Raw genomic sequence first — 20,995 nt, 5'->3', positions numbered from 1 at the left:
CACCTTGCTGCCAAAAGGTTAGTGGGACGGCGAATGAGCCGGGGGGGCCGTCCTACACATCGAGCGACAAATTAGGCTTAATGATAATGATTGTCAAATGAGAAAAAGAACTAATGCGTTACAAAGGTAAAGAGTGAGAACTGCGACACGCTGACTCACTTCAGTCCGCTTTGCGTTCCAGCCTGGCGACTAATTATTTCCAGACGTCATCCGTTCTCATTGGTGAATTGCACAGCGCAACCCTCATCACCCTGTAGGAGCGAGCTCGCTCGCGATGGTCGTCAACGATGGGCGCCTGACACCCCGCGGCGTTCTTCGGATTTTCGCGAGCAGGCTCGCTCCTACCAAGCCGAATTCAGGCAGGAAACCTCATGACCGACGCGTTCGAACTCCCCAGCACAATGGTCCAAGCCCTTCAGCGCCGCGCGGCGCTGACGCCGGATCGGGTGGCCCTGCGCTTTCTCGCCGAGACCCCGGACCAGGCTGTGGTGCTCAGCTATCGCGAACTGGATCTGCGGGCACGGACGATTGCCGGCGCGTTGCAAGCCCGGACGGATGTTGGCGACCGCGCGGTGTTGCTGTTCCCCAGTGGCCCGGATTACGTCGCGGCGTTCTTCGGTTGCCTGTACGCCGGGGTGATCGCGGTGCCGGCCTACCCGCCGGAGTCGACACGCCGTCATCACCAGGAGCGCCTGTTGTCGATCATCAGCGATGCCCAGCCGCGCTTGCTGTTGACCAGCGCCGGACTGCGCGATGGGTTGCAGCAGATCGACGGCGCGCCGCCGCTGTTGTGTGTCGATACCCTCGACGGTGCACTGGCCGAGCGCTGGGTCGCGGTGGACTTGCAGGACGATCACATCGCCTTCCTGCAATACACCTCTGGCTCCACCGCGCTGCCCAAAGGCGTGCAAGTCAGCCACGGCAATCTGGTGGCCAACGAATTGCTGATTCGCCACGGTTTCGGCATTGACCTGAACCCCGACGACGTCATCGTCAGCTGGCTGCCGCTGTATCACGATATGGGCCTGATCGGCGGCTTGCTGCAGCCGATTTTCAGCGGCGTGCCTTGCGTGTTGATGTCCCCGGCGTATTTTCTCGGTCGGCCATTGCGCTGGCTGGAGGCGATCAGCGAATACGGCGGCACCATCAGCGGCGGGCCGGATTTTGCCTATCGCTTGTGCAGTGAGCGGGTCAGCGAGTCGGCCCTGGAACGGCTCGACCTGAGTGGCTGGCGCGTGGCGTATTCCGGTTCCGAACCGATTCGCCTCGACACCCTGGAGCGCTTCGCCGGGAAGTTCGCGACCTGCGGCTTCACCGCGGACAGTTTCATGGCCTCCTACGGTCTGGCCGAAGCCACCTTGTTCGTGGCCGGCACAGCGCGGGGCCAGGGCATCGGCAACCTGCGGGTTGACGATCAGGCCCTGGCGCAGAACCGCGTCGAAGCGGGCGAGGGTAGCCCGATCATGAGTTGCGGTATCAGCCAGCCGGCGCACGCGGTGTTGATCTTCGATCCTGTCTCGCTCAGCGAACAGGCCGACAACGTCGTCGGCGAAGTCTGGGCCAGCGGGCCGAGCATCGCCTCAGGCTACTGGCGCAACCCCGAGGCGTCCGCCAAGACCTTCGTCCAGCACGCCGGGCAGACCTGGCTGCGCACCGGTGACCTGGGTTTTCTGCGCAACGGCGAACTGTTTATCACCGGGCGCCTGAAGGACATGCTGATCGTGCGCGGGCACAACCTGTACCCGCAGGACATCGAGCAGACTGTCGAGCGCGAAGTGGAAGTGGTGCGCAAAGGACGCGTCGCCGCCTTCGCCGTCACGGTTGACGGTCAGGAAGGCATCGGCATCGCCGCTGAAATCAGCCGCAGCGTGCAGAAAATCCTGCCGCCTGAATCCTTGATCAAAGCCATACGCCAGACCGTCGCCGAGGCGTATCAGGAGGCACCGAGCGTGGTGGTGCTGCTCCATCCGGGCGCGCTGCCCAAAACGTCCAGCGGTAAATTGCAGCGCTCGGCGTGTCGCAATCGCCTGGCGGACGGCAGCCTCGACAGCTACGCGGTGTTCCCGTCGGCCAGCAACGAAAGCACGGGCAATAGCGAGTCGGGATCGACGCTGCAAAGCTTGATCGCACGTATCTGGTGTGAGCAGTTGCAAGTGGCGCAGGTGGGCGCCGACGATCATTTCTTCCTGCTTGGCGGCAACTCCATTGCAGCGACGCAAGTGGTGGCGCGTCTGCGGGAAGAGTTGGGTCTGGAGTTGAGCCTGCGCCTGCTGTTCGAAGCGCCGACCCTCGGCGCATTCGCCGATGTCGTGACCCGTCTGCAACAGGACGGTGGTCTGGCCCAGGGCGCGATCACGGCACTGTCGCGCCAGCAACCGATGCCGCAATCCCTGGCACAAAACCGCCTGTGGATCACTTGGCAACTCGACCCACACAGCAGCGCCTACAACATTCCTGGCGGCTTGCGCTTGCGTGGCGAGCTGGATGAGGACGTCTTGCGCGCCAGTTTCCAGCAGTTGATCGAGCGCCACGAATCCCTGCGCACACGATTCTTCGAGCGTGATGGCGTGGCGCTGCAACAGGTCGATCCGGCGGGTGAGTTCAACCTGCAACTGATCGACATCAGCGACCTGCCGGCCGCCGAGCGTGAGGCCCGGGCGCAGCAGATCCGCGAGGACGAAGCACGGACCCGGTTCGATCTGGAGAAAGGCCCGCTGCTGTGGGTGACGCTGGTGCGCCTCGACGACGAAGACCATCAGTTGTTGGTGACCCTGCACCACATCATCGCTGACGGCTGGTCGCTGAATGTGTTGATCGACGAGTTCTCGCGCCTGTATGCGTCCGCCTCCCAGGGCTTGCAAGCGGTGCTGGCGCCATTGCCGACGCAGTACGCCGACTACGGCAGTTGGCAACGGCAATGGTTGGCGCAAGGGGAAGGCGAGCGGCAACTGGCTTATTGGAAAGACCGCTTGGGTGATGAACATCCAACCCTGAGCCTGGCCACCGACCATCCACGCTCAGCACAACAACTGCACAGCGCCGCTCGCCACACCGTGCGTCTGGGCGCTCCCCTGAGCGATGCGATTCGTCAGACCGCCCAGGCCCATGAATCGACCGTCTTCATGTTGTTGCTGGCTGCGTTCCAGACCTTGTTGCACCGCTACAGCGGCCAACGAGATATCCGCATCGGCGTGCCCAATGCCAACCGTCCACGCCTGGAAACCCAGGGTCTGATCGGCTTCTTCATCAATACCCAGGTGCTGCGTGCCGAAGTGGACTCAAGTCTGCCATTCGTTGAGCTGCTGGCGCAGACCCGTCAGGCGGCGTTGGGTGCGCAAGCGCATCAGGACCTGCCGTTCGAGCAACTGCTCGAAGCCTTCCCGCAGGCCCGTGAACAGGGCCTGTTCCAGGTCATGTTCAACCATCAGCAACGCGACCTTGGCGCCTTGAAGCGCCTGCCGGGGCTGTTGGCCGAAGAGTTGCCTTGGCATAGCCGCGAAGCCAAGTTCGATGTGCAGCTGCACAGCGAAGAAGACCGCAACGGTCGCCTGACCTTGTCCTTCGACTACGCCAACGAACTGTTCGACGCCGCGACCATCGAGCGCCTGGCCGACCATTTCAGCAACCTGCTGCGGGCTGTCTGCGAGCAAACGGACATCGCCATCGGTGACCTGCCGCTGTTGACGGCCGCCGAGCAGCATCAGCAATCGGACTGGGCCAGCGCACCCTGCGCAGCGGCCAGTCAATGGCTGCCCGAATCGCTCAACCAACAAGCCCGGCTGACACCTGGGCGCCCGGCGTTGATCTGGGAGGGCGGCCAGATGGACTTCGCCGAACTCCACACCCAGGCCAACCGTCTGGCCCATTACCTGCGCGACAAAGGCGTCGGCCCGGACGTCTGCGTGGCCATCGCCTGCGAGCGTTCGCCGCAACTGCTGATCGGCCTGCTGGCGATCATCAAGGCCGGTGGCGCCTACGTGCCGCTGGACCCGGATTACCCCGCCGAACGCCTGGCCTACATGCTCAGCGACAGCGGTGTTCAATTGCTGCTGACGCATACCCGACTGCTCGAGCGCTTGCCGGCCAGCGAGGGTGTCAGTGTGATCGCCATGGACACCCTGCACCTGGACAGTTGGCCAAGCCATGCGCCGGGGCTGCATCTGCACGGCGACAATCTTGCCTATGTGATTTATACCTCCGGTTCCACCGGCCAGCCCAAAGGCGTCGGTAACACCCATGCGGCGCTGGCCGAGCGCCTGCAATGGATGCAGGACACTTATCGCCTGAACGAAACCGACGTGCTGATGCAAAAGGCGCCGATCAGTTTCGACGTGTCGGTGTGGGAGTGCTTCTGGCCGCTGATCACAGGCGCACGTCTGTTGATCGCCGGTCCCGGCGAACACCGCGATCCACATCGCATCGCGCAGCTGGTGCAAGCGTACGGCGTGACCACGTTGCACTTCGTGCCGCCGCTGCTTTCGCTGTTCATCGACGAACCGCTCAGTGCTGAATGCACCAGCCTGCGCCGGCTGTTCTCCGGGGGCGAGGCCTTGCCCGCGGAGCTGCGCAACCGGGTGCTGGTGCAACTGCCGGCGGTGCAACTGCACAATCGCTACGGACCGACCGAAACCGCGATCAACGTCACCCACTGGCAATGCTCCAGCGCCGATGGCGAACGCTCGCCGATTGGCCGACCGCTGGGCAATGTGATCTGCCGCGTGCTCGACAGCGACCTGCATCCCGTTCCGGTCGGTGTGCCGGGTGAGTTGTGCATCAGCGGCGTTGGCTTGGCCCGTGGTTACCTCGGTCGCCCGGCGTTGACCGCCGAACGATTCGTGGTCGATCCGTTGGGCGAGCCGGGCGCACGCCTGTATCGCACCGGCGACCGGGCGCGCTGGACGGCGGATGGCGTGATCGAATACCTCGGCCGTCTCGATCAACAGGTCAAGTTGCGCGGGTTCCGGGTCGAGCCGGAGGAAATCCAGGCACGGCTGCTGGCCCAGGACGGCGTTGCGCAAGCCGTGGTGCTGGTGCGCGACACCATGGCCGGGGCGCAGTTGATCGGTTACTACACCGCTGCGGACAATGCCGGGGACGAGGTCGAGCAAACCGCGCGCCTGAAAAGCGCATTGGCCGCCGAACTGCCGGAATACATGGTGCCGGCGCAACTGATGCGCCTGGACCAAATGCCCCTCGGCCCGAGCGGCAAGCTCGACCGCCGCGCGTTGCCGGAACCGCAGTGGCAGGTTCGCGAGCACGTCGAGCCTGTGACAGAACTGGAACAACGCATCGCCGGCATCTGGCGCGAAGTGCTGGGTTTGACGCAAGTCGGTTTGCGCGATGATTTTTTTGCCCTCGGCGGTCACTCGCTGCTGGCCACACAAATCATCTCCCGCACCCGCCAGGCCTGCGACGTCGAGTTGCCGCTGCGGGTGCTGTTCGAGCACAGCGAACTCGGTGCGTTTGCCGAACAGGTTCGCCTGATCCAGGCCAGTGGCAGCACCAACAAACAGCCGCCGATTGAAAAAATCGACCGCGGGCAGGCGGTGCCGCTGTCCTATTCCCAGCAGCGCATGTGGTTCCTCTGGCAGATGGAGCCCGACAGCCCGGCCTACAACGTCGGCGGCATGGCGCGGCTGCGTGGCGTGCTCGACGTGGCGCGCTTCGAGGCCGCGCTGCAAGCCCTGATCCTGCGTCACGAAACCCTGCGCACCACGTTCCCGAGCATCGACGGCGTCGCCCGCCAGCAAGTACACGCGCAGACCGGCGTGCGCATGGCGTGGAAGGATTTCACCGCGCTGGATGCCGAGGTCCGCGAGTGGCAGGTCCAGCAACTGGCCGACGACGAAGCGCACCAGCCGTTCGATCTGGAGACCGGACCCTTGCTGCGCGCCTGCCTGGTCAAGACCGCCGAACAGGAACACTACTTCGTTCTGACCCTGCACCACATCGTCACCGAAGGCTGGGCGATGGACATTTTTGCCCGGGAGCTCAGCGCGCTGTACGAAGCGTTCGTCGATGACCGTGAATCACCGCTGGCGCCGTTGCCGGTGCAGTACCTGGATTACAGCGTGTGGCAGCGTCAGTGGCTGGAGTCCGGCGAGCGTCAGCGCCAGCTCGATTACTGGACCACGCAACTGGGCCGCGAACACCCGCTGCTGGAGTTGCCGGCCGACCGTCCGCGTCCGCCGGTGCAAAGCCATCAGGGTGAGTTGTATCGCTTTGACCTGAGCGACGACCTCGCGGCACGGGTCCGCGCGTTCAATGCGCGACACGGCCTGACCCTGTTCATGACCATGACCGCCGCCCTGGCTACGCTGCTGTACCGCTACAGCGGCCAGACCGATCTGCGCATCGGCGCGCCGGTGGCCAACCGCATTCGCCCGGAAAGCGAAGGGCTGATCGGCGCGTTCCTCAACACACAGGTGCTGCGCTGCCAGCTCGACGGGCAGATGTCCGTGGGCGAATTGTTCGAGCAGGTGCGCCACACGGTGATCGAAGGCCAGTCCCATCAGGACCTGCCGTTCGATCATCTGGTAGAAGCCTTGCAACCACCCCGCAGCGCGGCCTACAACCCATTGTTCCAGGTGATGTGCAACGTGCAGCGCTGGGAGTTCCAGCAAAGCCGAACCCTGGCCGGCATGACGGTCGAGTACCTGGCCAACGATGCCCGCGCGACCAAGTTCGACCTCAACCTGGAAGTCACCGACCTGGACCATCGCCTGGGTTGCTGCCTGACCTACAGCACCGATCTGTTCGACGAGCCGCGCATTGCGCGCATGGCCGAGCATTGGCGCAACCTGCTGGAGGCGCTGATTGCCGATCCGCAGCAGCGCTTGAGCGAACTGCCGCTGCTGGCGTGTGGCGAACAACAACATCTGCTCGACAGTCTCGGCGTCGAGCCGGGCGAGCATCGGCTGGACCAGTGCATCCATCACCTGTTCGCCGAGCAAGCCTTGATGCGCCAGGACGCTCCGGCCCTGACCTTCGCCGGGCAAACCCTGAGCTATGCCGAACTCGACGGCCGCGCCAATCGCCTGGCCTGGATGCTGCGCGAGCGTGGCGTCGGACCACAGGTTCGTGTGGGGCTGGCACTGGAGCGCTCGCTGGAGATGGTCGTCGGCCTGCTGGCGATCCTCAAGGCTGGCGGCGCCTATGTGCCGCTGGATCCGGAATACCCGCTGGACCGCTTGCATTACATGATTAATGACAGCGGCATCGGTTTGCTGCTTAGCGACGCGGCGATGTTCAAGGCCCTGGGCGAGTTGCCGGCGACCGTTGGCCGCTGGTGTCTTGAAGAAGACGCCGCTGCACTGGCCAATTACCCGGCCACCGAATTGCCGTTGATCAGCCTGCCGCAGCATCAGGCCTACCTGATTTACACCTCGGGTTCGACCGGCAAACCGAAAGGCGTGGTGGTATCCCACGGCGAAATCGCCATGCACTGCCGCGCGGTGATCGAGCGTTTCACCATGCGCCCTGACGATTGCGAACTGCACTTCTATTCGATCAACTTCGACGCCGCCACCGAGCGTTTGCTGGTGCCGCTGCTCAGCGGTGCGCAAGTGGTGCTGCGGGCTCAAGGGCAGTGGGGCGCGGAAGAAATCTGTGACCTGATCCGTCGTCATCAGATCAACGTCCTCGGATTCACGCCGAGCTATGGCAGCCAGTTGGCGCAATGGCTGGCAACGCAAAATGAAACCCTGGCGGTGCGCATGATCATTACCGGCGGCGAAGCGCTGACCGGTGAACACCTGGCGCGCATTCGCGCAGCCTTCAAGCCGAGCCTGTTCTTCAACGCCTACGGCCCGACCGAAACCGTGGTCATGCCGCTGGCCAGTCTCGCCCCCGAAGTGCTGGAAGAGGGCGCCGGCAGTGTGCCGATCGGCAGCATCATCGGCGACCGCGTGGCCTACATTCTCGACGCCGACCTGGCGTTGGTGCCGCAAGGCGCGACGGGCGAGTTGTACGTCGGTGGCGCGGGTCTGGCCCAGGGTTATCACCAGCGTCCGGGCATGACCGCGGAGCGCTTTGTGGCCGATCCGTTTGCCGCCAACGGCGGACGTATCTACCGCACCGGCGACCTGGTGCGCCAGCGCGCCGACGGCCTGGTGGAATACCTCGGACGCATCGACCATCAAGTGAAAATTCGTGGTTTTCGCATCGAACTGGGCGAGATCGAAACCCGTCTGCTGGAGCACGAATCGATTCGTGAAGCCGTTGTGCTGGCGCTCGATGCACCGAGTGGCAAGCAACTGGTCGGCTATCTGGTGACTGACGTCGCCGAACAGAACGAAGCACAGCAATCGGTCTTGCGCGAGGCCCTCAAGGCGCATCTGAAATCGCAACTGCCAGACTACATGGTGCCCACGCACCTGATCCTGCTGGGCCGCATGCCGCTGACCGCCAACGGCAAACTCGACCGCCGCGCTCTGCCGGCGCCGGACCCGGAGCTGAATCGCCATCACTACGTAGCGCCGAGCAACGAGCTTGAAGTCAGCCTCGCGCAGATCTGGTGCGAAGTGCTGAACGTCGGACAGGTCGGCCTCAACGACAACTTCTTCGAGTTGGGCGGTGACTCGATCCTGTCGATCCAGGTGGTCAGCCGGGCACGGCAGCAGGGCATTCACTTCAGCCCTCGCGACCTGTTCCAGCACCAGACCGTGCAGACCCTCGCCGCCGTGGCCAGCCGCAGCGAGCAGGTCAGCGCCGAGCAGGGCTTGATCATGGGTGAGTCGCGTCTGACGCCGATCCAGCACTGGTTCTTCGACACCGATATCCCGCAGCGCCAGCACTGGAACCAGGCGTTGTTGCTGCAACCGACCGCACCTCTGGAGCCCCATCGACTGGAGCAAGCGCTGCTGGCGGTAATCGAACAGCACGACGCCTTGCGTCTGCGCTTCAGCAAGGTCGCCGGTCAGTGGCAAGCACAGCATCAGCCGATTTCCGAGGCGCCGGTGCTGTGGCAGGTGCGCGTTTCGTCGATGGACAAATGCGTGGCCTTGTTCGCCGATGCCCAGCGCAGCCTCGACCTCGAAGAGGGACCGCTAATACGCGTGTTGCTGGTCGATGGTCCCGAGGGCCAGCAACGGCTGTTCATCGCGATTCACCACTTGCTCGTCGATGGTGTTTCATGGCGCGTATTGCTGGACGACCTGCAAACCGTGTACCGCCAACTGGACGCGCAGCAGTCGGTGAAACTGCCGGCGAAAACCAGCGCCTTCAAGGACTGGGCCGCACGGCTGCAAGCCTACGCCGGCAGTGAGTCCCTGCGCGAAGAACTGGGCTGGTGGCAGGCGCACCTGGCCGGGCCCACTGCCGATTTGCCCTGTGATCACCCCGCTGGCGGGCGGCAGAACCGACATGCACAAACCGTCAGCGTGCGCCTCGACAGCGAGCGTACCCGGCAGTTGCTGCAACAGGCACCGAGTGCCTATCGCACCCAGGTCAACGACTTGCTGCTGACCGCATTGGCCCGCGTGCTGTGCCGCTGGAGCGGTCAGCCATCGGCGCTGATTCAACTGGAAGGCCACGGCCGCGAAGCGCTGTTCGACGAGATCGACCTGACCCGCACCGTTGGCTGGTTCACCAGCGCCTACCCACTGCGCCTGACGCCGCTGAACATCGAAGAAGCCGCCGGGCAGGGCGTGTCGATCAAGGCGATCAAGGAGCAATTGCGTGCCGTGCCGCACAAGGGCCTGGGCTATGGCGTGCTGCGTTACCTCGCCGATGACCTGAGCCGCCACAGCATGGCGCAGTTGCCGGTGGCGCCGATTACCTTCAACTACCTCGGCCAGTTCGACCAGAGCTTCGGGGCGGACGCGCTGTTCCATCCACTGGATGAAGCCATTGGTGCGGCCCACGATGCCAATGCCCCGTTGCCCAACGAGCTGAGCGTCGACGGTCAGGTGTATGGCGGTGAACTGGTACTGCGCTGGACTTTCAGCGCCGAACGCTTCGATGGGCAAACCATCGACGAGTTGGCCGATGCCTACCTCGGTGAGTTGAACAGCCTGATTGAGCATTGCCTGCGCGACGACGCGGGTGGCCTGACGCCGTCGGACTTCCCGCTGGCGAATCTCAGCCAGGCTCAACTGGATGCGCTGCCGGTCCCGGCCGCCGTCATCGAAGACGTCTACCCGTTGACCCCGATGCAGGAAGGCATGCTGTTGCACACCTTGCTGGAGCCGGGCACCGGCCTGTACTACATGCAGGACCGCTACCGCATCAACAGCGAACTGGACCCGCAGCGTTTCGCCCAGGCCTGGCAAGCAGTGATCGCCCGCCACGAAGCATTGCGCGCGTCGTTCTGCTGGAACGTCGGCGAAGACATGCTGCAAGTGATCCACAAACCGGGCAGCACGCCGATCGAATACCTCGACTGGAGCAATCTCGCCGAAGCCGAGCAAGAGCCGAAGCTGCAAACCTTGCTCAAAACCGAACGCGAGGCGGGGTTCGATCTGCTCAACCAGGCGCCGTTCCACTTGCGTTTGATCCGTGTGGGCGCGGCGCGCTACTGGTTCATGATGAGCAACCACCACATCCTCATCGATGCCTGGTGCCGTTCGCTGCTGATGAATGATTTCTTCGAGATCTACAGCGCCCTCGGCGAAGGTCGGGAAGCGCAGCTGGAGGTGCCACCACGTTATCGCGACTACATCGGTTGGCTGCAGCATCAGAGCCTGGCCGAAGCACGGCAGTGGTGGAAAACCAACCTGCAGGGTTTCGAACGGACCACGCCGATCCCGAGCGACCGGCCATTGCTGCGCGAACATGCCGGCGACAGCGGCGGCATGATCGTCGGCGACCGCTATGCAAGGCTCGATGCCCGTGACGGTGCGCAATTGCGCGAACTGGCCCAGGCCCATCAGTTGACCATCAACACCTTTGCCCAGGCGGCGTGGGCGCTGGTGCTGCGGCGCTTGAGCGGTGATCGCGACGTGCTGTTCGGCGTCACCGTGGCCGGGCGTCCGGTGGACATGCCGCAGATGCAGCGCACCGTCGGCCTGTTCATCAACAGCATCGCGCTGCGGGTGAAAATGCCTGAGGACGGCCAGCGATGCAGCGTGCGCCAGTGGCTCACCGGTCTGCTCGACCACAACATGCAACTGCGTGAATACGAATACCTGCCGCTGGTGAACATTCAGGAACAGAGCGAATTGCCCAAAGGCCAGCCGCTGTTCGACAGCCTGTTCGTGTTCGAAAACGCCCCGGTGGAAGTCTCGGTGCTCGACCGTGCGCAGAGCCTCAACGCGACCTCGGACTCGGGCCGAACCCATACCAACTTCCCGCTCACGGCCGTGTGCTATCCGGGCGATGACCTGGGTTTGCACCTGTCCTACGACCAACGCTACTTCGATGAGGCCACGGTCGAGCGCATGCTCGCTGAGTTCAAGCGTCTGCTGCTGGCATTGGTGGAAGGTTTCCATGGCGACATGGCCGACCTGCCGTTGCTGGGGACTGAGGAGCAGGACTTCCTCATCCATGGCTGCAACCAGAGCGAACACGATTACCCGCTGGAGCAGAGCTACGTTTCATTGTTCGAAACGCAGGTCGCCCGGCATCCACTGCGAATTGCCGCCAGTTGTCTGGACCGGCAATACAGTTATCTGGAGCTGAACCAGCGCAGCAACCGCCTCGGTCATGCATTGATCGCCGCCGGTGTCGGGCGCGATCAACCGGTGGCCTTGCTGGCCGAACGCAGCCTCGATTTGCTGGGCATGATCATCGGCAGCTTCAAGGCAGGGGCGGGTTACCTGCCGCTGGATCCGGGTTTGCCGGGTCAGCGTCTGAGCCGGATCATCGATCTGAGCCGCACGCCATTGCTGGTGTGCACGCAAGCCTGTCGTGAGCAGGCGCAAGCCTTGCTCGAGGAGTTCGGCTGCTCCAGCCGGCCACGGCTGCTGGTCTGGGAAGAAGTCCAGGCCCTTGCGCTGTCGGCGGACAATCCTGGTGTCTACAGTGGTCCGGACAACCTCGCCTATGTGATCTACACCTCTGGCTCCACCGGTTTGCCCAAAGGCGTGATGGTCGAACAGCGCGGCATGCTCAACAACCAGTTGAGCAAGGTGCCGTACCTGAACCTGAGCGACGCCGACGTGATCGCGCAAACCGCGTCGCAAAGCTTCGACATTTCCGTGTGGCAGTTCCTCGCCGCGCCGTTGTTCGGCGCCCGGGTGGACATCGTGCCGAACACCATTGCCCACGATCCCCAGGGTTTGCTGGCCCATGTGCAAAGCCAGGGCATCACCGTGCTGGAAAGCGTGCCTTCGCTGATCCAGGGCATGCTCGCCCAGGAACGCATGAGCCTCGATGGCCTGCGCTGGATGTTGCCGACGGGGGAGGCGATGCCGCCGGAACTGGCGCATCAATGGTTGCTGCGCTATCCGCAGATCGGCCTGGTGAATGCCTATGGCCCGGCGGAGTGCTCGGATGACGTGGCGTTCTTCCGCGTCGATATGGCGTCGACTCGCGGCAGCTACCTGCCGATCGGTACGCCGACTGACAACAACAAATTGTACCTGCTCGACGGAGCGCTGGAACTGGTGCCGCTGGGCGCGGTGGGTGAACTGTGCGTGGCGGGGACCGGGGTCGGTCGCGGCTATGTCAGCGATCCGCTGCGCACGGCACCGGTGTTTGTGCCGAACCCGTTTGGCGCACCGGGTGAGCGCCTGTATCGCACCGGCGACCTGGCCCGCCGTCGCAGTGACGGCGTTCTGGAATATGTCGGCCGGGTCGACCATCAGGTGAAGATCCGCGGTTACCGCATCGAGCTCGGTGAAATCGAAGCTCGCCTGCACGAACTACCGCAAGTCCGCGATGCGGCGGTGGGTGTGCAGGACGGGGCGAACGGCAAGCACCTGGTGGGCTATCTGGTCGCGGCGGATGTTGCGCTCGATCCGGCTGAACGCCTGGAGTGCATCAAGCAACGCCTGCGCGCCGAACTGCCGGAATACATGGTGCCGCTGCACTGGTTATGGCTGGACAAGCTGCCGCTCAACGCCAACGGTAAACTGGACCGCAAGGCCCTGCCGACGCTGGAGATCGGTCAATTGCAAAGCCAGGATTACCAGGCGCCGCGCAATGAGCTGGAGCAGAACCTGGCAGACATTTGGGCCGAGGTATTGAAGGTCGAGAAGGTGGGCGTTCGCGACAACTTCTTCGAGTTGGGCGGGCATTCGCTGCTGGCCACGCAAATCGCCTCGCGGGTGCAGAAATCCCTGCAACGGGATGTGCCGCTGCGGGCGATGTTCGAATGCAGCACGGTGGAAGAACTGGCCCGGTACATCGACGGGTTGGCGGCCAGGGAGCTCACCGAGGAGAAAGTGGATCGCTTGAATGACCTGATGGCGGAGCTGGAGGGGCTTTGATTCCCTGGCGTCAGTACTGGCCCCATCGCAAGCAAGCTCGCTCCCCCAGTGGGTGGTGGTGAACACATCATTTGTGATCAGCATGAATCCCTGTGGGAGCGGCGGTGCGGCGAGGCGGTTGTACAAACGCATACACTCTCGCGATTGACTGCGATCCGTCAGCCGCTCAGTCTTCGGGCTCCCTTTTTGCTCGCGGAGACAGTCGATGCCCTTCGTAACGATAGACGGACAAGCCCTCCACTACATCGATCAAGGTACCGGCCCGGCGGTGCTGCTGGCCGGTAGTTACCTGTGGGACCAGACCATGTGGGCGCCGCAGATTGCCGCGCTCTCGCAACAGTATCGTGTGATAGCCCTGGACCTGTGGGGGCACGGCCAATCCGGGCCGTTGCCTGTCGGTACGACGTCGCTGGATGACCTGGCGCGTCAGGCCCTGGTCCTGCTCGATCATCTGGACATCGAGCGGGTCACGCTGGTCGGCCTGTCGGTCGGCGGCATGTGGGGCGCGCGCCTGGCCTTATCGGCAGCGCAGCGGATCAACGGACTGGTGCTGATGGACACCTACGCCGGCGCCGAACCGGAGCCGACTCGCCAGTACTACTTTTCACTGTTGAAGCAGATCGAAGAGGCGGGTGTCATCACGCCAGCGCTGCTGGATATCGTGGTGCCGATTTTCTTCCGGCCGGGCATTGATCCGCAGTCGGCGCTCTACCGGGATTTTCGTGCTTCCCTCGCGGCTCTACCCGCGGATCGCCTGCGTGAAAGCATCGCGCCGATGGGGCGGATTACATTTGGGCGCGATGACCAGTTATCGCGTCTGGGCGAACTGGACGCAGCGACCACGCTGGTGATGTGCGGCGATCAGGACAAGCCTCGGCCACCGAGTGAAGCCCGTGAAATGGCTGAGCTGATTGGCTGCCCGTGGGTGCTGGTGCCGGAGGCGGGGCATATTTCCAATCTGGAGAACCCTGGGTTTGTGACTGAAACCTTGTTGGCATTTTTGGCCGACAGAAATTAGTCGAATCTACCGACGCCATCGCGAGCAAGCTCGCTCCCACAGGTGATCACCTTTCCCTGTGGAAGCGAGCTTGCTCGCGATGGGGGCGCTGAACTCACTTCGGCCCGAGAATCTTCGCCAACTTATCCGGCGACGGAGCGCCTTGCTGCTGTTGCAGATTGCCCTTGTCATCCATGTAGAAAATCGCCGGCGTCGCCTGCAACTCCAGCTCTTCCATCAATTGCATGTTGGCCGCGAACTTTGCCTGAATCGCCGGCGGCACTTCCTTCAAGGCCTTGAGCGAACTCTCCTTGCCAGCGGCTTCGTGATCCTGCAGGGCTTTTTCCGGGTCTTTGGCGGCGAGCAGCGCGGCGGATTTTCCGGGGCTGTCTTCGCGGATGATGCCCACCATGATGTGGCGCAACTGCACTTTGCCGGCCTTGACCCACGGCCGGGCCTGTTCCCAGAACATGTTGCAGTACGGGCAGTTCGGGTCACTGAACAGGTACACCACGCGCGGCGCATCCTTCTTGCCGTCGCCGATCCAGTTGCTGGTTTCGAACTTGGCCCAGACTTCCTTGGCCATCGGTGCATACACCAGTTTCTGCAAAGGTGCGCTGCTCAGGTCATTGCCCTCGGCGTCATACAGGTTGCCCAGCAACACGTGTTTGCCATCCGGGGTCAGGTACAGCGCCATGCCGCGGTTCTGGTATTGCGCGGCATAACCACGCAAGCCGTCGGGGGCGTCGAACTGGCCGACGATTTTCGCGCCTTTGGCCTCGATTTTCTTGATGGCATCGGGCAACTCTTCGGCCTGCACCGATGGCAGGTGCAACAGGGCAGCACCAAGGCTCAGGGTCAGCAGGTGGCGGAGGCGGGGCATGGCAGTTTCCTTGAAGAGGTGGCGGGTACGGTGTCGAAGTTTTCCAGCGCGCGGGCCAGGCTGGCTTCCGACAACTCGCCCAGATGGCTGCCCAGCAGGCGACCCTCGGGGTTGTAGAACAGCGTAGTCGGCAATGCCATGGAACCGACGGCCTGGCTCAGACGCCCACTGCCGTCGAATAGCACGTTGGACAGGCTCAGGCCCTGGGTTTCCAGAAAGATCGCGACGCTTTGCATGCTTTCTGCCTGATTGACGAACAGGAACGTCAGGTCCGGCCGTTGTTGCTGGGCGTTTTCCAGCACCGGCATTTCCCGGCGGCACGGCGGGCACCAGGTGGCCCAGAGATTGATCACCAACGGGCCTCCCTTGTAGTCGGCCAGTTGCACGGTTTCGCCGGCGGCGTTGCGCAGGGTGATTTCCGGCAGGCGTGTGCCTTGTTCATAAATCGACAGGGAGAACGTCGCCAACAGCCAGAACGCCAGGCCACTGGCCACGCCAAAGCCCAATGGACGGCGCAGACCTGGGCGACGCCAGCCGCGATACAGCGTGGCGAGCAAAACGACCACTACCCCCGGCCAGGCGAGGAAACCGCCATCGCGCAGGTCGATGACCTGCCACGGATCGTTGCGATAGTGCACCCAATAGGCCGCCACGAAACTGATTCGGGCTGCCAGCATGCCCATCAGAAACAGGCTGAACAGCACCGACTCAGGGTTTTCACCACCACGCTTGGCGACCCGCCAGCCGACAAAAGTGGCCAGCGCCAGCGCACTGATCAACAGCAGGTGATTGAGCGCGATGGCAAAGGTGCCGAGGGTGAAAGTCAGCATTAACGGGCGTCTCGGGTGGTGGTCCAGCGTTGCAGGAATGTATCGGCATCGACCTCGCCGGTGATGCGCTGGCTGCGCCGCTCTTCACCGTCTACGCCAATCCACAGCAGGCTCGGTGGCCCTGGCACTTGGTAACGGCCGAGCAGTTCACGGCTGGCGGCATTGTCGGCGGTGACGTCCAGTCGCAGCAAGCGCACATCGCTCAAGGCTTCGAGGACACGGGTTTTGCCGAAGACCTGTTTTTCCATGACCTTGCACGACACGCACCAGTCGGCGTAGTAGTCCAGCAGCACCCACTGGCCCTGAGCCTGTGCGGCGTCGAGTTCCCGTTGCAGTGCCTGCGGATCCTTGATGGTGATGAAGGCATCGTGGCCAACCGGCGCGGCGGCCACAGCCTGGTTCGAGGCGCGGTAGACCTGCAATGGCTTGAACGGATCATCGCCGCCACCGGCTGCACCGATCACCAACAGGCCACCCCATAAACCGAGCAGTAACGAACTGGCGCCAAACAGGTGCGCGATACGGCCAAAACCTTCCGACTGTTTCCAGGCGCTGTAGGCCGCGATCAACAGCAGCGCACCGCACAAGCCGACCCACAGGGATTCGTCGAGCACCGGCCGCAGCATCAACAATGCGGTGGCGAGGAACAGGAAGCCGAAAATGCCTTTGACCAGATTCATCCAGGCGCCAGGCTTGGGCATGAAACGATTGCCGACAGTCACCAACACCAGCAGAGGCACACCGATGCCGATGCCCATGGCAAACAGAATCAATCCGCCATGCAGCGCGTTGCCGCTTTGCGCGATGTAGAGCAGGGCGCCGGCCAGTGGTGCGGTCATGCAGGGGCCAACCAGCAGACCGGACAGCGCCCCCAGCACCCCGGCGCCGATCAGACTGCCGCCGCGTTGATTGCGCGAGACGTTTTCCAGGCGATCACGCACGGCCACCGGCAGTTGCAGTTCGAAGAAACCGAACATCGGCAGCGCCAGCAGCACGAAAATCGCCGCGAAACTGCCCAGCAGCCAGGGGTTCTGCAACCAGGCTTGCAGGTTCGCCCCGAGGGTGGCGGCCAGGACACCCATCGCCGCATACACCAGCGCCATGCTGACCACATAACTGCTGGCCAGGGCGAATCCGCGTCTGGGCGTGGCGCCACTGCCGACGATCAACCCGGCCAGAATCGGCAGCATCGGCAATGAACAAGGCGTGAAGGCCAGCAACAGACCCAGGCCGAAGAACAGCACAAGGCTCCAGCCCAGCGCCCGTTGTTGCAGGCTGCTGGCCAGCGCCTGGTCCGGCGCTTCAGTGGCCGCATTCAGTGCATTGGTATTGCCCAGGTCCACGACTCTGGTTTGTGGCGGATAACACAAGCCGGCATCGGCGCAGCCCTGGTAACTGACCTTGACCTGACCGCTGGCACCCGCCGGAATTTTCAGTTCCAGGCCCTGACGGTAGACTTGCTGTTCACCGAAAAACTCGTCGCTGTGGGCTTCGCCTTCCGGTAGCGGGGGATGTTGCCCGACAGGTAATCCATCGAACTTCAAGCGTTTCTGATACAGGTAATAGCCGTCGGTGATCTGCCAATAGAGCTGGGTTTCACCGGATTCCAGGCGTTCAGAGGTAAGCGCGAAGGCTTTATCAACCGGGAGGAATTCAGGTTTGGTGTCGAACGGATTGGTTCCCGCCTGGGCCAGGCCCACGATCAAGAGAGTAAAAAGTAAAAACAGACGACGCATGGATAAGCCTTTGTCCTGTGCTAATGAGGTGCACAGTGGCGGGTGGCGATTAACCGATGATTAACCCCGTCCGTTGTGGCATTAAAAATGCGTCGTTTGATTCCAGCTTTTCGGGCAGTTGATCGATGAAGGGTGCCCGAATCATGTGGGTGCTGATGCTTAGTTTGCAATTAGTCCTGGCCACGACTCTTCATCGATCGCGATCGGATCCGATATACTCCGTTTATTCACGTCAAATCTCAGATATTCATTATTGGTCAGGAAAATATAAAAAAATGTGTCGAGTAGTGGGTAGTCGTTAAGTGCTGCCGTTATCATGCGACCTCTATATTGCTCCAATTTGCCCCATATAGAGTCTTTGAGGGGTTTTAATTTCGGTGCTTTTTTCAACCACGGACTGTAGGTGAGATAGTTTCCGTCATTCAGCAATATGTGGAAAGTGTGCTTGATTTCCGCTTTTTCATCCCACATGACACCAATAATTCTGTCAAAGTAAGGTTGTAGTGGCGACCAGTCAGTTTCTGAAATGTTTTTTTTGAATATTACTTTGTCGTTTTGTTGATCGTACTTGCATACCATCGGTGTATTGCCATTGTAATAGAAAAACCAAGTTATATCACTTTCGAATTCGAGGTTCCAATTGCGGCCCGAAGTATTAAATCCGAAACGCAGGTCTTTCACATGTTGGTCGAAGTCGTCCCAGTGAGAGACTACAGAGGGGGGGTGGTTATCCGCGGCCTTGTTGTCCCCCAAGTTGAAACGAGAGTAGGTGTTTGTGTCCTTGAAAAAAAAGTAAATGCGATCGGGTCCGTTACGGTGGTCGACAGCTACAAAATTTTTAAGTTCTGGCATGATCTGATTCCTTTCAGATTGTTTAAGTGCTGAAGTACTTCGAGATGTGCTGTTTTCGGTTTTCGAAGTTGGTGCGAGATTATCGTTTTTACTTGAATGAGTTTAAGGTGTTTTTATCGGCTTTATGTTTCCAGGCTAGTTGAGGTGATTAATCTTGCGTGTTCCTGTAAACGCGCGTGTCGGGCGCGACGGATGGGCTGGAGCTTTTCCGTGCTGTTCGTCAGTCAGTCCCCTTGTCATAATTGCGCCTTAATCCACAGGTGTTTGACTCTGGTTTTTACTTTTGGAGCGCCCATGCACGTACTGGTTTGCGAAGACGATGAGCTGATCGCCAGCGGTATCGTCGCCGGCCTGACCGCCCAGGGCCTGACCGTGGAACACGTCGCCACGGCGTCCGCCGCCCGGGCGATGCTCAAGGTGGCGGAGTTCGACGTGATGGTGCTCGACCTTGGGTTGCCGGACGAAGATGGCCTCAAGCTGCTGCAGCAGTTGCGCCATCAAGGCCTGGAGTTGCCGGTTTTGATCCTCACCGCCCGGGACTCGGTCACTGATCGCGTCGATGGCCTGCAAGCCGGTGCCGACGACTATCTGCTCAAACCGTTCGACTTGCGCGAACTCGCTGCACGCTTGCACACGCTGTTGCGGCGAGTGGCGGGGCGCAGCGTCAACCTGATCGAGCATGGTGCCCTGACCTACGACCCGAGCAGTCGCGAAACCACGCTCGCGGGGCAACCGGTGGACCTGTCGCGCCGTGAGCAGTCATTGCTGCAAGCCTTGCTGCATAACCGTGGCCGTGTGTTGTCCACCGAGCAACTCAAGGACAGCGTCTACGGTTTCAACGACGAACTGGAAAGCAACGCCCTTAACGTCCATATCCATCACCTGCGGCGCAAGCTCGGCAACGGCATTGTCGAGACCGTGCGCGGCCTGGGCTATCGCCTGGGGCCGGCTGATGGCGGAGAAAAATCGAAGTGATGAGTTTGCGTTTGCGCCTGAGTCTGACGCTCGGCGCCGCATTTGCCTTGATCTGGGCCCTGGCCGCGGCCTGGATGCTCAGCGATCTGCGCAATCAAATGATGTTTTCCCTCGACCAGCGCCTGGTGGCCTCGGCACGCATGGTCGCCGGCCTGATGGAGCAACTGCCGCCCGTGCCGAGCAAGGGCGAGGGCACCCACTTCAGTGCCGAACAGCTGAACATTCCGGGTGGCATGGCGTGCCAGGTCAGCTCGTTGCGCGGCGAAATCCTTGCCCGCAGTCACTCCGATCCGCAGCAGACCCTGGAGGCCGAGAAACTCGGGTTTCACGATCAGATGATCGACGGCGCGCCGTGGCGCAGTTTCACATTGGCCCGGGGCGATCTGCGCATCACCACCGCTGACCGGCAGATCGAGCGTGAGGCGTTGAACATGTCGATCCTGCTGGCCGCTTCGGTGCCGGTGGGCGTGGCGCTGCTCGGTTGCCTGTGTTTGCTCTGGCTGGGCATCGGCCAGGGGCTGGCGCCGCTCAACCGCATGCGCGATGCCTTGATGCGCCGTAGCGCCGACTCCCTCGAACCCTTGCAGATCCAGCCACTGCCCAGCGAGCTGCAACCCTTGCTGGAAACCCAGAACCAGTTGCTCCAGCGCATCGGAAAGACCATCGAGCGCGAACGTCGCCTGACCGGAGACGCGGCCCACGAACTGCGCAGCCCGTTGACCGCGATCAAGACCCACCTGCAAGTGGCGCGGATGACGCAAGGCAGCGCCCGGGACCAGTCCCTGGCCCGGGCCGAAGAGGGCGCCGACCGCATGCACCGGACCCTCGAACAATTACTGTTGTTGGCGCGCGTCGAGGGCAGCCTGTCATTCGACGACGGTGTGCAGTGCAACGCCGAACAAGTGGCGAAACTGGCGATCCAGGACGCGGCAAGCGGCGATCGCCAGCGCATCAGGTTTCAGGCGCCAGGCAAGGTTTCCGCAGCGCCGGTACAAATGCCTGCCGTGCTGTCGATTGCCGCGCTGCGCAACTTGCTCGACAACGCACTGCGCCATACCCCCGCCGACAAAGCGGTGGAGTTGAGCCTGGAAACCACCGGCAATCGTGTGCAGTTTGTGGTGCGCGACCATGGGCCAGGGATTGCCGAAGAAGATCTGCAACACCTGACCCAGCGCTTCTGGCGCAACGGAAAGAGCACCGGTTGTGGTCTGGGGCTGGCGATTGTGCAGGCCATCGTTCAGCGTTGCGGTTGCACGCTGCATTTCGATAGTCGGCCGGACGGCTTGCGGGTTGAGCTGACGATGCCGCTGCAACCGGTCTGACCCCCCTGTAGGAGCGAGCTCTGCTCGCGA

8 protein-coding genes are annotated in these 20,995 nt (G+C 62.3%); 4 read left to right on the top strand and 4 right to left on the bottom strand.

From position 1 onward, the window contains the following. The first annotated feature begins 371 nt into the window (after positions 1-371). The gene (locus tag AC1Q6Y_RS14740) at positions 372-13,370 is read left to right on the top strand and encodes a non-ribosomal peptide synthetase (RefSeq protein WP_492624736.1); all 12,999 of its coding nucleotides are present in this window, start codon (positions 372-374) and stop codon (positions 13,368-13,370) included. Between the two features lie 205 nt (positions 13,371-13,575). Further along, the gene (locus tag AC1Q6Y_RS14735) at positions 13,576-14,388 is read left to right on the top strand and encodes an alpha/beta fold hydrolase (RefSeq protein WP_492624735.1); all 813 of its coding nucleotides are present in this window, start codon (positions 13,576-13,578) and stop codon (positions 14,386-14,388) included. 94 nt (positions 14,389-14,482) lie between these two features. Here AC1Q6Y_RS14735 and dsbG read toward each other — a convergent pair whose 3' ends face one another. From dsbG to AC1Q6Y_RS14715, 4 genes are all read right to left on the bottom strand, one after another. After that, positions 14,483-15,250, bottom strand: coding sequence for a thiol:disulfide interchange protein DsbG (gene dsbG, locus AC1Q6Y_RS14730; protein ID WP_057713862.1), 768 nt, complete (start codon positions 15,248-15,250; stop codon positions 14,483-14,485). Next, positions 15,226-16,080: a TlpA disulfide reductase family protein gene (locus AC1Q6Y_RS14725; protein ID WP_223532737.1), complete on the bottom strand. Its 855-nt coding sequence runs from the start codon at positions 16,078-16,080 to the stop codon at positions 15,226-15,228. Before AC1Q6Y_RS14725 ends, dsbG begins: the two co-directional genes overlap by 25 nt. Next, a complete protein-coding gene (dsbD, locus tag AC1Q6Y_RS14720; RefSeq protein WP_492624734.1) occupies positions 16,080-17,816 on the bottom strand; it encodes a protein-disulfide reductase DsbD in 1,737 nt (578 codons plus the stop codon). Before dsbD ends, AC1Q6Y_RS14725 begins: the two co-directional genes overlap by 1 nt. 159 nt (positions 17,817-17,975) lie before the next feature. Further along, a complete protein-coding gene (locus tag AC1Q6Y_RS14715) occupies positions 17,976-18,668 on the bottom strand; it encodes a hypothetical protein (protein WP_057713865.1) in 693 nt (230 codons plus the stop codon). 294 nt (positions 18,669-18,962) lie between these two features. Here AC1Q6Y_RS14715 and AC1Q6Y_RS14710 point away from each other — a divergent pair, with 294 nt between their 5' ends. Both AC1Q6Y_RS14710 and AC1Q6Y_RS14705 read left to right on the top strand, forming a co-directional pair. Next, positions 18,963-19,643: a response regulator gene (locus tag AC1Q6Y_RS14710; RefSeq protein WP_057713866.1), complete on the top strand. Its 681-nt coding sequence runs from the start codon at positions 18,963-18,965 to the stop codon at positions 19,641-19,643. Continuing rightward, on the top strand, positions 19,640-20,965 hold the full coding sequence (locus AC1Q6Y_RS14705) for an ATP-binding protein (RefSeq protein ID WP_492624733.1): 1,326 nt from the start codon (positions 19,640-19,642) through the stop codon (positions 20,963-20,965). The genes AC1Q6Y_RS14710 and AC1Q6Y_RS14705 overlap by 4 nt, the downstream gene beginning before the upstream one ends. The last annotated feature ends 30 nt before the right edge of the window (positions 20,966-20,995 follow it).

The sequence above is a fragment of the Pseudomonas sp. GW823-FHT06E10 genome (genome assembly GCF_058794995.1).
Note: the sequence above shows the minus strand (reverse complement) of the source record. Positions and strands in the feature narration are given on the sequence as shown.

Excerpts from the sequence above, each read along its gene's own strand:
- AC1Q6Y_RS14715 (WP_057713865.1), bottom strand. The coding sequence starts at position 18,668 with ATGCCAGAACTTAAAAATTTTGTAGCTGTCGACCACCGTAACGGACCC.
- dsbG (WP_057713862.1), bottom strand. The coding sequence starts at position 15,250 with ATGCCCCGCCTCCGCCACCTGCTGACCCTGAGCCTTGGTGCTGCCCTG.
- AC1Q6Y_RS14735 (WP_492624735.1), top strand. The coding sequence starts at position 13,576 with ATGCCCTTCGTAACGATAGACGGACAAGCCCTCCACTACATCGATCAA.
- AC1Q6Y_RS14740 (WP_492624736.1), top strand. The coding sequence starts at position 372 with ATGACCGACGCGTTCGAACTCCCCAGCACAATGGTCCAAGCCCTTCAG.
- AC1Q6Y_RS14710 (WP_057713866.1), top strand. The coding sequence starts at position 18,963 with ATGCACGTACTGGTTTGCGAAGACGATGAGCTGATCGCCAGCGGTATC.
- dsbD (WP_492624734.1), bottom strand. The coding sequence starts at position 17,816 with ATGCGTCGTCTGTTTTTACTTTTTACTCTCTTGATCGTGGGCCTGGCC.
- AC1Q6Y_RS14725 (WP_223532737.1), bottom strand. The coding sequence starts at position 16,080 with ATGCTGACTTTCACCCTCGGCACCTTTGCCATCGCGCTCAATCACCTG.